14 protein-coding genes are annotated in these 14,211 nt (G+C 65.7%); 5 read left to right on the forward strand and 9 right to left on the reverse strand.

Annotated features, from left to right (window positions below; genetic code table 11):
• Positions 1-101: 101 nt before the first annotated feature.
• The 8 genes from VSR72_RS14455 to VSR72_RS14490 all read right to left on the reverse strand — a co-directional run bounded on the left by VSR72_RS14455 (position 102) and on the right by VSR72_RS14490 (position 6,149).
• Positions 102-440: a cupin domain-containing protein gene (locus tag VSR72_RS14455; RefSeq protein ID WP_254315481.1), complete on the reverse strand. Its 339-nt coding sequence runs from the start codon at positions 438-440 to the stop codon at positions 102-104.
• Positions 441-449: 9 nt separating this feature from the next.
• Entirely contained in the window at positions 450-878 is a 429-nt protein-coding gene (locus VSR72_RS14460; protein WP_042260258.1) for an OsmC family protein, read from the reverse strand.
• A gap of 105 nt (positions 879-983) precedes the next feature.
• Positions 984-1,781 (reverse strand): c-type cytochrome, encoded by a 798-nt coding sequence (locus VSR72_RS14465; RefSeq protein WP_342953017.1) that lies wholly within the window; start codon positions 1,779-1,781, stop codon positions 984-986.
• Positions 1,778-3,403, reverse strand: coding sequence for a b(o/a)3-type cytochrome-c oxidase subunit 1 (locus VSR72_RS14470; protein ID WP_342953018.1), 1,626 nt, complete (start codon positions 3,401-3,403; stop codon positions 1,778-1,780). The genes VSR72_RS14465 and VSR72_RS14470 overlap by 4 nt, the downstream gene beginning before the upstream one ends.
• Positions 3,393-3,968 (reverse strand): cytochrome C oxidase subunit II, encoded by a 576-nt coding sequence (locus VSR72_RS14475; RefSeq protein WP_342953019.1) that lies wholly within the window; start codon positions 3,966-3,968, stop codon positions 3,393-3,395. Before VSR72_RS14475 ends, VSR72_RS14470 begins: the two co-directional genes overlap by 11 nt.
• Positions 3,969-3,996: 28 nt before the next feature.
• On the reverse strand, positions 3,997-4,179 hold the full coding sequence (locus VSR72_RS14480) for a hypothetical protein (RefSeq protein ID WP_342953020.1): 183 nt from the start codon (positions 4,177-4,179) through the stop codon (positions 3,997-3,999).
• A gap of 7 nt (positions 4,180-4,186) precedes the next feature.
• Complete coding sequence (locus VSR72_RS14485) at positions 4,187-5,464, reverse strand: cytochrome c (RefSeq protein WP_342953233.1); 1,278 nt, start codon at positions 5,462-5,464, stop codon at positions 4,187-4,189.
• Between the two features lie 79 nt (positions 5,465-5,543).
• Positions 5,544-6,149 carry a c-type cytochrome gene (locus VSR72_RS14490; RefSeq protein WP_342953234.1) on the reverse strand — a complete coding sequence of 202 codons (606 nt, stop codon included), beginning with the start codon at positions 6,147-6,149 and terminating at the stop codon, positions 5,544-5,546.
• A 525-nt stretch (positions 6,150-6,674) separates the two neighbouring features.
• Here VSR72_RS14490 and VSR72_RS14495 point away from each other — a divergent pair.
• Positions 6,675-7,415: a FadR/GntR family transcriptional regulator gene (locus VSR72_RS14495; RefSeq protein ID WP_342953021.1), complete on the forward strand. Its 741-nt coding sequence runs from the start codon at positions 6,675-6,677 to the stop codon at positions 7,413-7,415.
• A 76-nt stretch (positions 7,416-7,491) separates the two neighbouring features.
• Here VSR72_RS14495 and VSR72_RS14500 read toward each other — a convergent pair whose 3' ends face one another.
• Positions 7,492-9,075: an aldehyde dehydrogenase (NADP(+)) gene (locus VSR72_RS14500; RefSeq protein ID WP_342953022.1), complete on the reverse strand. Its 1,584-nt coding sequence runs from the start codon at positions 9,073-9,075 to the stop codon at positions 7,492-7,494.
• A 271-nt stretch (positions 9,076-9,346) separates the two neighbouring features.
• Between VSR72_RS14500 and VSR72_RS14505 the strand changes: the two genes are divergently transcribed.
• From VSR72_RS14505 to kdgD, 4 genes are all read left to right on the forward strand, one after another.
• Positions 9,347-10,678 (forward strand): MFS transporter, encoded by a 1,332-nt coding sequence (locus VSR72_RS14505; RefSeq protein ID WP_342953023.1) that lies wholly within the window; start codon positions 9,347-9,349, stop codon positions 10,676-10,678.
• Positions 10,679-10,717: 39 nt separating this feature from the next.
• Positions 10,718-11,806, forward strand: coding sequence for a beta-propeller fold lactonase family protein (locus VSR72_RS14510; protein WP_342953024.1), 1,089 nt, complete (start codon positions 10,718-10,720; stop codon positions 11,804-11,806).
• Between the two features lie 65 nt (positions 11,807-11,871).
• The gene (gene gudD / locus VSR72_RS14515; RefSeq protein ID WP_342953025.1) at positions 11,872-13,221 is read left to right on the forward strand and encodes a glucarate dehydratase; all 1,350 of its coding nucleotides are present in this window, start codon (positions 11,872-11,874) and stop codon (positions 13,219-13,221) included.
• Between the two features lie 51 nt (positions 13,222-13,272).
• Positions 13,273-14,190, forward strand: coding sequence for a 5-dehydro-4-deoxyglucarate dehydratase (gene kdgD, locus VSR72_RS14520; RefSeq protein ID WP_342953026.1), 918 nt, complete (start codon positions 13,273-13,275; stop codon positions 14,188-14,190).
• Positions 14,191-14,211 lie beyond the last annotated feature (21 nt).

Raw genomic sequence — 14,211 nt, forward strand, 5'->3', positions numbered from 1 at the left:
AACCCGTCGTCGTCGGAATGCAAAAGGGGCGTGGCAGGCATTCGCCCGGGCACGCCCCTTTTTTTGTTGCTACCGAGACTGCACTCAGCCAGAAAACGCCGTCACTTGTCCCCATGGGCAAGATGAATCGTGACGATCACGGAGGCGTCGTCGAGCGCTTCCAGCGCGTGCGTTTCGCCGCCGCCGAGCAGCAGCATGTCGCCGGCGTGCATGGTGCGCGGGTCGCCGTTCACGAAGAAGCGGATCACGCCTTCCACGCACTGCACCGTGATCTCGCCGGGCACGCTGTGCTCGGGCAGGCGCTTGCCCGCCGGCAGCACGATGCGCATGACTTCGAGTTGCTGCGCGCGGATCAGGGTGGTCGACTTCGTGTTCTTGAGCGCGCCGCCTAGCGGCCGTACGTCGAAGACCTCACCCGGCGCGGCATGGGGGATGGCCATGACCGTCTCTCAAACGAGCTTCGCGTTGAGCGTGATCTTCGCGTTGTTGGCGAAAAGCTTCGACACCGGGCAGTTCTCCTTGGCGCCCTTCGAAAGCTCGTCGAACTTCGCTTGATCGATGCCGGGAATCTTCGCGGTCATGTCGAGCTGGCAGCTCGTGATGGCGAAGCCTTCGCCCACCTTGTCGAGCGTGACGGTCGATTTCGTCTCGATGCTTTCGGCCGTGAAGCCCGCCTGGGTGAGAAAGAGCGAGAACGCCATCGTGAAGCAGCCCGCGTGCGCCGCGCCGATCAGCTCTTCGGGGTTGGTGCCGGGACCGCCTTCGAAGCGCGAGGCGAAGCCATAGGGCGCTTCTTTGAGCACGCCGGTTTGCGTCGAGATCGTGCCTTGTCCGTCCTTGATGCCGCCGTGCCATTTTGCCGATGCCGTCTTTTGCATGATGTCGCTCCGCGAGGTTGGGTAACGAAGTTGGGTAACGATGTTAGGTGAGGGACGTGTAGGGCGCGCAATTTGCATACCGCGCATGCCCCGCGCGCAGGGTGGTCAGGGTTGCTTCGGCGGCGTTTCGCCCGCGTACCAGGCGGCGGCCGCGTCGATTTCCTCGGGCGTCATGTTGCGCGCGATGTTGCGCATCTGCTCGGAAATATCGTTATGGCGCGTGCCGTTCGCGAACGCCTGCAACTGGGCCTTCGTGTACGCGGCCGGCAGGCCGTCGAGCCACGGGCTGCCGATCTTGCTGTCCACGCCGCCATGGCAGGACGCGCAAGCGGGAATATTGCGCAGCGGCGCGCCGTGCACCACGATGGCGGGCGCGCCGCCATGCAGGTGCGCGATCGGCTGCAGCGAGGCGTAGTACGCCGCGAGGTCGCGCATGTCCTCGTCGGACAGATCGCGCGCCATGGGCGACATCACCGCGTTCTGGCGCGCGCCCGTCTGGAAGTCGTGCAGTTCCTTGAAGACCACGATGGCGAACTGGCCCGCCAGATTCGGCGAATTGGCCATGCTGATGCCGCGCGGGCCATGGCACATCGTGCAGCGCAGGGCGAGCGTCGCGCCGCGGCCAATCGAGAGCGTCGTCGCGCCATCGAGCATGTGCGGCGTGAGTTCGACCTGGCTCAACTTGTAGTCCGGCGCGACCGCCGACTCGACCGGATGCCACTGGCGCGGCACGCCGGCCGCGCTGCAGATCGCCGTCCAGACGCCCTGAAAATACGGGTCGCTCTTGGCGGAAGGCAACCAGATGAAGCCGATCAGCACGGCAACGACGAACACGACGATCGTCGCGCCCACGCTCGTGCGAAACCACACATTGCGAAACGAGAACAGGCGTTCGTCGCTCATCGCTGCGCTCCAATCGGGATCGCGGGCACGGCCGTTTCGGGCGTCGCCAGCAGCTGCGCGATCGGGTAGCCGTAGTTGGTGATCGTGAGGGCAATCATCAACACGATCCACAGCCCGAAGCTATTGAGCGCCACCGGCAGCGTGGCCGACTCGTGCACCGGCTTGCTGAAGCGATATTCCTCGGGCGCGGCCGCCTCGCTGCGATGCCCCTGAAGCAGCACGATGAAGAACAGCACCGCCGAAATCACGAGGATCAATCCGCCGATTGCCGAGAGCACCACGAGCGCGCCCTGGCCCGCGAGCGCCGGGTCGCTGTAATCGTAGTAGGCCATGCGCCGCGGCATGCCCATCAAGCCGACCAGGTGCCACGGGAAGGTCGTCACGATCATGCCGATGAACCACAGCCACAGCTGCCAGCGCATGAGGCGCCAGTTGTTGAGCGCGCGGCCCGTGATCTGCGGCCACAGGTCGTAGGCGATAGCGAAGTACATGATGACGATCGCGCCGCCATAGATCAGGTGAAAGTGACCCGTGATCCACTGCGTGTTGTGCACGGTCTGGTCGAGCTGATAGCTCATGTTGATGAGGCCGCCTGCGCCGCCGAAGCCGAGCATGACGAACGAGAACGCCACAGCGAGCATTTGCGGGTTGTCCCACGGCAGCTTCGCGATCCAGCCGAACGGGCCCTTGCCGCCGCGCAGCCGCCCCGCGATTTCAACCGACGCGCAGATCGTGAAGACGGTGAGGAGCGTGGGCACCGAGACGAGCGCTGTGAACACCGACTGCACGAACTTGAAGCCCGAGCCCACCTGCGGATCGGTGAACAGATGGTGAATCCCGATCGGCATGGCCACCACGAGGAACAGGATGAACGAGATGCGCGCCATCACGTCGCTGTAGAGCCGCCCGCCAATCGCGCGCGGAATGATCGTGTAGTAGGCGATATAGGCGGGCACGAGCCAGAAGTAGACGATGGCGTGCAGCGTCCACGAGAAGAACACGCGCGCGAGGCCCGCGTCGATCGTATTGCGCCAGCCGAAGGCCACCGGCAGGATCTGGAACAGCACTTCGATGGCCGCGCCCACCGCGGTCCAGCCCCAGAGATACGCGCCCGCCGTGGTCGCGAACATGGCGAGCGGCAGCGGTTTGCCGCGATTCTCGCGCTTCCACTTGGCGGTGTTCACGCCCATCAGCGCGACCCAGACCCACGAGCCCACCACGACGAGCACGACGCCCAGGTAATAGAACACGTTGCCGATCATCGGCGGGTAGAACGTGTAGAGCACGGAGGCCAGGCCGAGCGCCACGGGCACCGAGGCCGTCACTGCGCCGAGCGCGAGCAGGATGAAGCCGAGCCAGGCCCACTTCACGCCCACGAGCGGGCGCTTGAGCGCGAGTTCCGTGACCGAATAACCGAAGCCCATGGCGATGAGCGTGGGAAACACATAGCCCATCACGGTGCCGTGCTCCGTGACCGAGCGGTAGTACAGCTCGGGGTCGTTGAGCCACGGGTGCAGCGGGCTGCGCACGAACATCTGCCACGCGCCGAGCAGCAGCGCCACGCCGAAGACGATGAACGCGAGCCAGAAGTGGGCGAGTACGAGTCGCTTGTTATTTAACACAGCTGAGTCTCCGCGCTGAATTGCCTGCCTGGTTCGCCATCTGCATGAAGGCATCCTTGTCGATGACCTTCACGTGGGCCCACATGCCCTGGTGGCCCGTGCCGCAGTATTCGTGGCACGGCATGAGGTGGTCGGCGGGTTTGTCGAAGGTCGTGCGGAATGTCGAGATGTAGCCCGGCTCGACCATCGAGTTCAGGTTGGTGTCCGTGACGAGAAAGCCGTGCACGACATCGGCGCTCGTGGCGCGGAACGTAATGGGCGTGTTCGCCGGGACGATGATGCATTGCGGCGTAAACGAGTATTGCTGTGCGAGAATGCGCACCGTCACGGAGCCGTCGGTCTCCACGGCGCTGCCGAGATTCGATTCGACGAATTCGCCGGTCACGTGCAGCGTTTCCGGATTGACGAGCTCCACGCGCGAGGGCGGCATCATGGCCCAGTGCAGACCGGTGAACACCACCACCGCCACGAGCAGGGAGACGAACGCCACCATGAGCGTCGCCCAGCGGCGCTCGACGCGCGCGGCGACTTCGGCACTGGCATGGTTATCGAGCGGATTCGACATGAGGCCGGCCTTTTCTTGTCTGTCTGGTCTATTGGATGACGCCGCGCGGCAGGAACACGACGAAGTAGAAGATGAACCACAGCGCGGCCACGATCGCCGTGGCGACGCCCGCTACCGCGAGCGCGCCGCCGGGGCCGCTGGCCACGATCTCGTCGATCTGTTCGTGTTGCGGGCGCTCGCCCGGCTGTTCGGGTACGGGAGTTTCGATCATCGCAGCCTCAGAAAAGCGGCGCGGAACGCAGCGCGTTCACTTCGTGTTCGGAAACCGGCGTGCCGTGATTGCCCCACGCCGTGCGGATATACGTGACCACGGCCGCCACTTCTTCGTCGGAGAGCGACTGCGCGAAGGGCGGCATGCCATAGGGCATGGGGTTCTTTCGCGTGCCCGGCGCATAGCCGCCGTTGAGCACCATGCGAATGGGGTTCACGGCCGAGTTCATCTGGATCGACTGGTTATTGGCTAGCGGCGGGAAATGCGGCAGCTTGCCCTGGCCTTCGGTCGCGTGGCACACCGCGCACTGCGACTCATAGATCTTCTTGCCGAGCGGCACGAGGCGCGCGGCTTCCTCCGTCACGAAGGTGCTCTTGGGCGACTTGTCGACTTCGGTGTTGTGGCCCGGCAGCGACTTCAGATACACGGCCACGGCGCGCACATCGTCTTCGGTGAGGTACTGGAAGCTGTCGTAGACCACTTCGGCCATCGGTCCGTACACGGCGCCGCGCTTCGAAACGCCTGCGTGCAGCAAGTCGACGATGTCCTCGATGCTCCAGTCGCCGAGGCCTGCTTCCTTGTTCGAGGTGAGCGAGGGCGCGTACCAGTTCTGCACCGGAATCAGGCCGCCCTGGAACTCCTTCGAAGGCGAGTTGCCGCCGAGCGCGTTGATGGCCGTGTGGCACATCGTGCAGTGGCCGAGGCCTTCCACGAGATACGCGCCGCGATTCCATTCGGCCGATTGTGTCGGGTCGGGCTTGAACTCGCCCTGGCGGAAGAACAGCGTGCGCCAGCCGAGCAGCAGCGCGCGCTTGTTATACGGGAAGCGCAGGTCGTGCGCGCGGTTCTCCTTGTGCACCGGCTGCGTGGAGAGCAGATAGGCGAAGATGGCGTCCGAGTCCGCGCGCGTGACCTTCGTGTACGACGCGAATGGCATGGCCGGGTAGAGCAGCGTACCGTCGCGCGACTTGCCCTCGTGCAGCATGCGGTAGAACTCGTCGGCGGTCCATGAGCCGATGCCGAACGTCTTGTCCGACGAGATATTCGGCGTATAGAGCGTGCCGAACGGCGTTTCCATCGGGCGCCCGCCGCCGAACATCTGTTCGGAAGGCACCGTGTGGCAGGCAATGCAGTCGCCGGCGCGCGCGAGATATTCGCCGCGCGCGATCAATTCGGCGTTGCTCGCGACCGGCTTGGCGTTGGCCGTGGCTGCCGCTGCTGCTGCGCGCGCTGCGTCCGCTGAGTTCGCGCTGGGCGCGCCCGTTTGCGCGAGCGCGGCGCCCATGCAGAGCGTGGCCGCCGCGAACGACAGGCGAAGCGAGGTGGGGAGAAGGGATCGAAGTCTGCGCACGTCGAGGCCCCGGCTAGTTATGGACGCTGCCGCACGCGAGCGGCAGCGGCGAGGCCGCCGCGGGCGTCGTGTCGGCGGGCGCGGGTTGCGACGAGAGCCAGGCCGCGATCGCGGTGATGTCGCGGTCGGCGAGACGGGTGGCGATGTCGTGCATGCAGTCCGGCGCGGCGGCGCGCCGCGTGCCGTAGCGGAACGCGCCGAGCTGCGCGCTGATGTAGTTCGGATGCAGGCCGACGAGACCCGGAATGGCCGGCTGCATGCCCGTGAGCGAGGCGCCGTGGCAGAGCGCGCAGGCGGGCACGTTGCGCTTGCTGTCGCCGTCCATGACGAGCGACTTGCCGAGCGCGAGCGTGGCGGCGTCGACCGTGGGCTTGGCCGGTGGCGGATAGGGCGGGTGCTGCTGCGAGAAGAATTCCGCGATCTGCTTGAGGTAGGCGTCGGGCAGATACGCCAGCAGATAATTCATCGGCGGATAGCTGCGGCCGCCGTCGCGGAAGGCGACGAGCTGGTTGAACAGATAGCCTGCCGGCTTGCCCGCGAGACGCGGGAAATAGTCGTTGTCGGTGCCTTCGCCGTGCGCACCGTGACAGGCCGCGCAACCCATCACGCGGGCCTGCATCGTGTCAGGCGCGGGCTCGGCGGGCGGCGCCGCGAACAGCGGCGCACATGGCAGCGCGAGCGCAAAGAAGAGGAGGACGATGCGGGTTCTCAATGATTCCCTCGTTGCGGATGGTAACTACACAAACGCGTTGCGATTCGATATCAGTTGAGGCGTCGTCCGTGGGGGTTCTCTTTGTCTAATACGGCCGGGCGCGCACCTTGTTGAGGAGAGTATCGGAGAACGCCGACTTGTGCAGCCAGGATGCGCAAATAAATTCGCTCCGGTCCCAACAACAAGACATGTTTGCTAACATAACGATATACGCTGCGCATTGCAGGTCGGCACAGCGTCTTAATTGCATCGGAATGCGAAATAAAATGAGGATCGTTCAAGACGCCATTTCGTGTGGGGGGCACGCCTGCGCCGATAGCGTCCATCACGCAGTCATCGGATGTCCTCAGCCGCTTGTGCGTGCGCTTTTCCTGCGGTTGTCCGACAACGTATAATGGAACGATATACGCACATCGAGCCAAGGAGATCCACATGGCGGAGTCGCTTGCCACGCCCATCGCCGCGCGTAGCCGCAATCTCGCCGAGCAGGTCGTCAACTTCATCAGCGAGCAGATCGCCACGCGCGCGCTCAAGCCTGGCGACAAGCTGCCCACTGAAAGCAACCTCATGACGCAACTGGGCGTGAGCCGCACCGTGGTGCGCGAGGCCATCTCGCGCTTGCAGGCCATGTCGGTGATCGAAACGCGTCACGGTATTGGCAGCTTCGTGCTGGAGCCGCGCCGCGAGCCGCTCGATCTCGACGTCGTACCGGCCAGCACGCTCAACGATGTGCTTTCCGTGCTGGAACTGCGCATCAGTCTCGAAACGGAGGCTGCGGGTCTTGCTGCCCAGCGCGCGAGCGAGCGCGACCTGGCCGGCATGCGCGCCGCGCTCGACGCACTCGACGTCGTCATCCGCACGGGTGGCGACAGTTCGGGCGCGGACCTCGAATTTCACATCTCGGTGGCGCGCGCGACGGGCAATCGCTATTTCGTCGACATCCTCACGCAGATGGGCGCGGCGTTGATCCCGCGCCGCCGTGTGGATTCGGCGGGCATCGCGCATCGCGATCCGCAGGCCTACGCCGAACTGGTGAACCGCGAGCACGAAAGCATTTTCGACGCCATTGCCCGTCACGATCCCGATGGCGCACGCGCGGCCATGCGCATGCATCTGTCGAGCAGCCGCGAGCGGCTCAGGCGCGCGGCGGCGGAGTCCGGGGAAAAGGCGTAGCACGTTCCAACTTCGAACGTGGATGGAAAAACAGCGGCCAAGGCCGCTGTTTTCATTTGCACTGCGCGCAGGGAGATTACCCGCGCACGAGCTCGCCGTTCTTGCGCCGCCAGAGGTCGAGCGGATTGGCATCTGCGAGCGCCTGCGGCAACAGTTCGGCCGGGAAGTCCTGATAACACACGGGCCGCAGAAAGCGCTCCATTGCGCTCGTGCCCACCGAGGTCGCACGGCTATCGGAGGTGGCCGGGAACGGGCCGCCGTGCACCATCGCGTGCGTGACTTCCACGCCGGTCGGGAAGCCGTTCACGAGCAGGCGGCCGGCCTTGCGTTCCAGAATCGGCACGAGACGCATGGCGGCGGGCACGTCCTCGCGGTCCATCTGGATCGTCGCCGTGAGCTGGCCCGCGAAATGCTCCGCCACCGCGAGCAGTTCGGCTTCGTCCTTGCAGCGCACAAGCGTCGAAGCCGGGCCGAACACTTCGTCTTCGAGGGCGGGCTGCGCGAGGAAGGTCTGCGCGTCGGTCACGAAGAGGGCGGCGAACGCCTGGTTCGGGCCGCTCGCGGGCTGGCCTTGCGCAAGCGCGCTCACACCCTGGGTTTCGGCCAGACGCCGCGCGCCTTCTTCATACGCCGCGTGGATACCCGAGGTGAGCATGGTCTGCGCGGGCTTGACGCCCAGCGCCTGCGCCGCGGCCTGCGCGAACGCATCGAGCGCCGGACCTTCGATGCCGATCGCCAGCCCCGGATTCGTGCAGAACTGCCCCGCGCCGAGCACGAGCGAATCGGCGAAGCCCTGCGCGATGGCCGCGCCGCGCGCCGTGAGCGCCTCGGGCAGCAGGAACACGGGATTGATGCTGCTCATTTCCGCATAGACGGGGATGGGCTCGGGCCGGTTCGCCGCGATGCGCATGAGCGCCGTGCCGCCCGCACGCGAGCCGGTGAAACCCACGGCCTTGATGGCCGGATGCGCCACGAGCGCTTCGCCCACGGTGCGCCCCGCGCCGACGATGAGCGAGAACACGCCTTCGGGCAGCCCCATGTCTTTCACGGCTTGCTGGATCACGCGGCCCACCATCTCCGAGGTGCCGAGATGCGCGCCGTGCGCCTTCACCACGACCGGGCAGCCCGCCGCGAGCGCCGCGGCCGTGTCGCCGCCCGCCACCGAGAACGCGAGCGGGAAGTTGCTCGCGCCGAATACCGCGACCGGGCCGAGCGCAATCTTTTGCAGACGCAGGTCGGCGCGCGGCAGCGGTTTGCGCTCGGGCAGGGCGGCGTCGAGCGTGGGCGTGAGCCACAGGCCCTGGCGCACCTCCTGCGCAAACAGCTTCAGTTGACCGACGGTGCGGCCGCGCTCGCCTTCGAGGCGCGCCTTGGGCAGGCCGCTTTCCGCGTGGGCGCGTTCGGTGAGCGCGTCGCCCAGCGCGGCGATGCCGTCGGCGATGCGCTCGAGGAACGCCGCGCGCACGGCGAGGGGCAGCGTGCGGTAGGCGTCGAACGCCGCGGCGGCGAGCTTGCAGGCCGCGTCGACGTCGGCGGCCGTGCCGCTACCGAAGGCCGGCGCGGGGATCGCTTCGCCCGTGGCGGGATTGAACGCCGCAAGCGGCTTTTCCGAGCCGCGCACCGCGCGGCCTCCAATGAGCATCTCTCCAGTGATTTGCATGTCGTCTCCGAGCATCGTTGCAGTGAGTTAAGTCATCGTACAACTATCATACGCCAGATCGTTGCCGCCGAACACCTGCGGCAGACGCCTTGTGCAGGCAAGAAGCGCCGTAACCGCACAGATTCAAGCTTTATCGGTTATGATTCCCGTTCCAGAGCAGGGTAAACACGACATTGGTGTCGAGGGCGGACAAGCTTATGATGTCATCAGACAACGTACCACGAAGCATCCGATCCGAGCGCCGCTAGCGCGCCTAAAGGAGACAACCCCGATGTCCGCCCTCGCCAACCGTTATGAGGACCTGCTGGAGTCAGCCAGCGCCAAGGTTCTGCGGCACGTGCTGCCGCTCTTCCTCATCATGTTCATCGCGAACTATATCGACCGTGTGAACGTCGGCTTCGCTGGCGCGCACATGAAAGCCGACATCGGGCTTTCGGCCGCGGCGTACGGGTTCGGCGCGGGGCTGTTCTTCGTGGGTTACGCGATCTTCGAGGTGCCGTCCAACATCCTCATGCAGAAGTATGGCGCACGCGCCTGGCTCACGCGCATCATGGGCACGTGGGGCGTCGTGGCGGCCGCCATGGCGTTCGTGCACAACGACACCTCGTTCTACGTGCTGCGGTTTCTGCTGGGCGTGGCCGAAGCGGGCTTCTTTCCTGGCGTGATCTATTACTTCGCACAATGGCTGCCGCAGAAAGAGCGCGGCAAGGCGGCGGCCGTGTTTCTCGCGGGCTCGGCGTTCGCCTCGGTGCTCTCGGGTCCGATCACGGGCGCGCTGCTTTCCGTGCGCGGCTTCGGGCTTGCGGGCTGGCAGTGGATGTTCCTGATCGAAGGCGGCTTTTCCATCGTCTTGTGCGGCGTGAGCTGGGTGTTCCTGAAGTCGCGCATTCGCGACGCGCACTGGCTCACGAGCGACGAGCAGGGCGCGCTCGAAACGTATCTGGCGCGCGAGCAGGCCGAGCGCGAAGCCGCAACGGGCGCGCATGTGCCGGTGCTGCGCCTCCTGAAGGACCCGCAGATCGTGCTGTTCTGCTTCCTCTATTTCGCCATTCAGCTCACCATTTACGCCGCCACGTTCTGGCTGCCCACGATCATCCGCAAGATGGGCGGCCTCACCGACTTCCAGGTGGGCCTCTACAACGCCATTCCGTGGATGATTGCCATCGTCGCGATGTACTGCTTCGCGCTGCTTTCGGCGAAGTACCGCTTCCAGCAGGCGTGGCTCGCCGTCGCACTCGTGATCGCGGCCTGCGGCCTCTTTGCTTCGACTTCGTCGGACCCGGTGTTCTCGTTCGTCGCGATCTGCTTCTCGGCTATCGGCTTCAAGGCGGCTTCGTCGCTGTTCTGGCCCATGCCGCAGGGTTACCTCGACACCCGCGTGGCCGCCGGCGTGATCGCGCTCATCAATTCGCTCGGCAACCTGGGCGGCTTCTTCGCGCCGGCCACCTTCGGCTATCTTCAACAGCATACGGGCTCGATTACGGGCGGCCTCTACGGCCTGGGCGTGACTTCGCTCATCGCCGCCGCCGCCGCGTTCCTTGCCCGCAACAAGCCGTCGCGCCGCGCCTTTGCCGACGATTCGGTCCGCAGCGGCGCGCACTGAACCCAAGCGCAACCCTCAATCGAGAAGGAAACACCCACCATGAACCAGCCGAACCCCGAACGCTTCTTCGTCTACGTCGCGAATTCGAAAGACGGCGACATTGGCGTGTTCCATCTCGATGCTCGTAATGGCGCGCTCACGCCGCAAGCGCGCGTGGCCGCACAGGACAACGTGATGCCGATGGCGCTTTCGCCCGATCGCCGCCGCCTTTACGCGGCCACGCGCGGCGCGGACAAGCGCATCAACGACTACGCCATCGACGCGCAAAGCGGCAGCCTCGCACCGAACGTGCAGACGCCGATCGAATCGAGCCTCGCTTATCTGTGCGCCGAGCCGCTGGGACGTTTCCTGCTGGGCGCTTCGTACGGCGAGCATCGCGTGAGCCTGTACGGCGCGCAAGATCTCACGAAGGGGCACGGCGCGCCGCTGCAGGTGATCGGCGACATCGAGCACGCACACGCTGTGATCGTTTCCGCCGACGGGCGCTTCGCCTACGCGTCGTCGCTCGGCAGCAACCGCGTGTTCGCTTTCGCGCTGGAAGACGACGGGCGCCTGGTCGAAATCGGCACGGTCGATCTCGGCGCGGGCTTCGGCCCGCGGCACCTGCGCTTTTCGCCGAACGGCGAGGTGCTCTACGCACTGAGCGAATTCCGCGCGACGGTAGCCGCATTTGCTCGCGACGCCGCCACGGGCAAGCTCACGGCGCTGCACGTTTCGCCGCGCGCCGACGCGCTCGCGCAACTGAACGACGGCTTCGCGCGCCCGAGCCCCACGGACCCGGTGCAGCCCGACCCGGCGGTGCTCGCTAAGAACGTTTGGGCCGCCGATATCCACGTCTCGCCCGATGGTCGCTTCGTCTACGTGTCGGAGCGCACGACGAGCCAGATTCTCACGCTGCGTGTCGCTCAGGATGGCGTGCTCGAATACGTCGCCGCAACCGCGACCGAAACGCAGCCGCGCGGCTTTCGCATCGACCCGACGGGCCGTTTTCTGGTGGCGTGCGGAGAAAAATCGCAGCACGTCTCGGTCTATTCAGTCGACGCAACCACTGGCGCACTCACGCCTGTCTCGCGCGGCGAGGGCGGTAACGGCGCGAACTGGGTGGAGATCGTCGCCGCCAACGCGTAACCCGTTCAACCCAAAGTTTCGATTGTCAGGGCGCAGCGCGCCGCACTTTTACAGGTAATCCGTTCATGTCTACACAAACCGTTCAACCGAACGCCACGCCCGTCGTGACCGAGCTGCGCGTCGTGCCCGTGGCGGGCCGCGACAGCATGCTGCTGAACCTCTCCGGCGCGCACGGTCCGTTCTTCACGCGCAATATCGTGCTGCTGCGCGACAGCGCGGGCCACACCGGCATCGGCGAAGTGCCGGGCGGCGAGGCGATCCGCAAGACGCTCGAAGATGCGCGCGCGTTCGTGGTCGGCCAGTCCATCGGCAATATGCAGTCGGTGCTCAACACCGTGCGCAAGCAGTTCGCCGACCGCGACTCGGGCGGCCGCGGCCTGCAAACGTTCGACCTGCGCACGACGATTCATGCGGTCACGGCGCTCGAAGCCGCACTGCTCGACCTGCTCGGCCAGCATCTGAACGTGCCCGTCGCTGCGCTTCTGGGCGAAGGCCAGCAGCGCAGCGAAGTGGAGATGCTCGGCTATCTGTTCTTCATTGGCGACCGCAACAAGACCGATCTCGCGTACGCGAGCGGCGCCGATGGCCGCGACGACTGGGAACGCCTGCGCAGCGAAGAGGCGATGACGCCGGAGGCGGTCGTGCGTCTGGCCGAAGCCGCCAAAGCGCGCTACGGCTTCAACGACTTCAAGCTCAAGGGCGGCGTGCTGGCGGGCGACGCGGAAATGGAAGCCGTCACGGCGCTGGCCGAGCGCTTCCCGGAAGCACGCGTGACGCTCGACCCGAACGGCGCGTGGTCGCTCGCAGAAGCCATCCGCCTGTGCCGCGACAAGCACGACGTGCTCGCCTACGCGGAAGACCCGTGCGGCGCGGAAAACGGCTACTCGGGCCGCGAAGTGATGGCGGAATTCCGCCGCGCCACGGGCCTGCCCACGGCCACCAACATGATCGCAACCGACTGGCGCCAGATGGGCCACGCCATTCAGCTGCAATCGGTGGACATTCCGCTTGCCGACCCGCACTTCTGGACCATGCAGGGCTCGGTGCGCGTGGCGCAGATGTGCAACGACTGGGGCCTCACGTGGGGCTCGCACTCGAACAACCACTTCGACATTTCGCTCGCGATGTTCACGCACGCGGCCGCCGCAGCGCCCGGCAAGATCACCGCTATCGACACGCACTGGATCTGGCAGGACGGCCAGCGCCTCACGCGCGACCCGCTGCAGATCGTCGGTGGCAAGGTGCAGGTGCCGCAGAAACCCGGCCTCGGCATCGAGATCGATATGGACGAGCTGGAAAAGGCCCACGCGCTCTACCAGGAGCACGGCCTCGGCGCGCGCGACGACGCAATCGCCATGCAATACCTCATTCCCAACTGGAAATTCGACAACAAGCGTCCGTGCCTCGTGCGCTGATCGCCGTCTTCGACTGAACACCTTTACTGACTTCGCAACAGGATCAAGACCATGACCACGCCGCAAGAACTCAAGCAAATCGTCTCCGAAGGCCTGCTTTCGTTCCCCGTCACCGACTTCGACGCGCAAGGCAACTTCCGCGCGAGCACCTACGCCGAGCGCCTCGAATGGCTGGCCCCGTATGGCGCGAGCGCGCTGTTCGCGGCGGGCGGCACGGGCGAATTCTTCTCGCTCACGAAGAGCGAATACTCGCAGGTCATCAAGACCGCCACCGAAACCTGCAAGGGCAAGGTGCCGATTCTCGCGGGCGCGGGCGGCGCCACGCGCGTGGCCATCGAGTACGCACAGGAGGCCGAGCGCAACGGCGCGCAGGGCATTCTGCTGATGCCGCACTACCTCACGGAAGCGTCACAGGAAGGCATTGCGGCGCACGTGGAGCAGGTTTGCAAGGCCGTGCCGAAGATGGGCGTGATCGTCTATAACCGTGCGAATTCGAAGCTCAACGCCGACATGCTCGAGCAACTCGCGGACCGTTGCGAGAACCTCATCGGCTTCAAGGACGGCGTGGGCGAGATCGAGGCGATGGTGACGATTCGCCGCCGTCTGGGCGACCGCTTCTCGTACCTGGGCGGCCTGCCCACGGCCGAAGTCTACGCAGCCGCGTACAAGGCGCTGGGCGTGCCGGTGTATTCGTCGGCGGTATTCAACTTCATCCCGAAGACGGCCATGCAGTTCTACCGCGCGATTGCCGCCGACGATCACGCCACCGTTGGCAAGCTCATCGACGAATTCTTCCTGCCGTACCTCGCCATCCGCAACCGCCGTGCGGGCTACGCGGTGAGCATCGTGAAGGCGGGCGCGAAACTCGTGGGCCGCGACGCGGGCCCGGTGCGCGCGCCGCTCACCGACCTCACGGAAGAGGAAGTCGCACAACTCGACGTGCTGATCAAGAAGCTCGGCGCGCAGTAACGCTTCAGGTGTTCACGCCAT

The organism is Paraburkholderia sp. JHI869 (genome assembly GCF_038900775.1).
Taxonomy (GTDB): domain Bacteria; phylum Pseudomonadota; class Gammaproteobacteria; order Burkholderiales; family Burkholderiaceae; genus Paraburkholderia.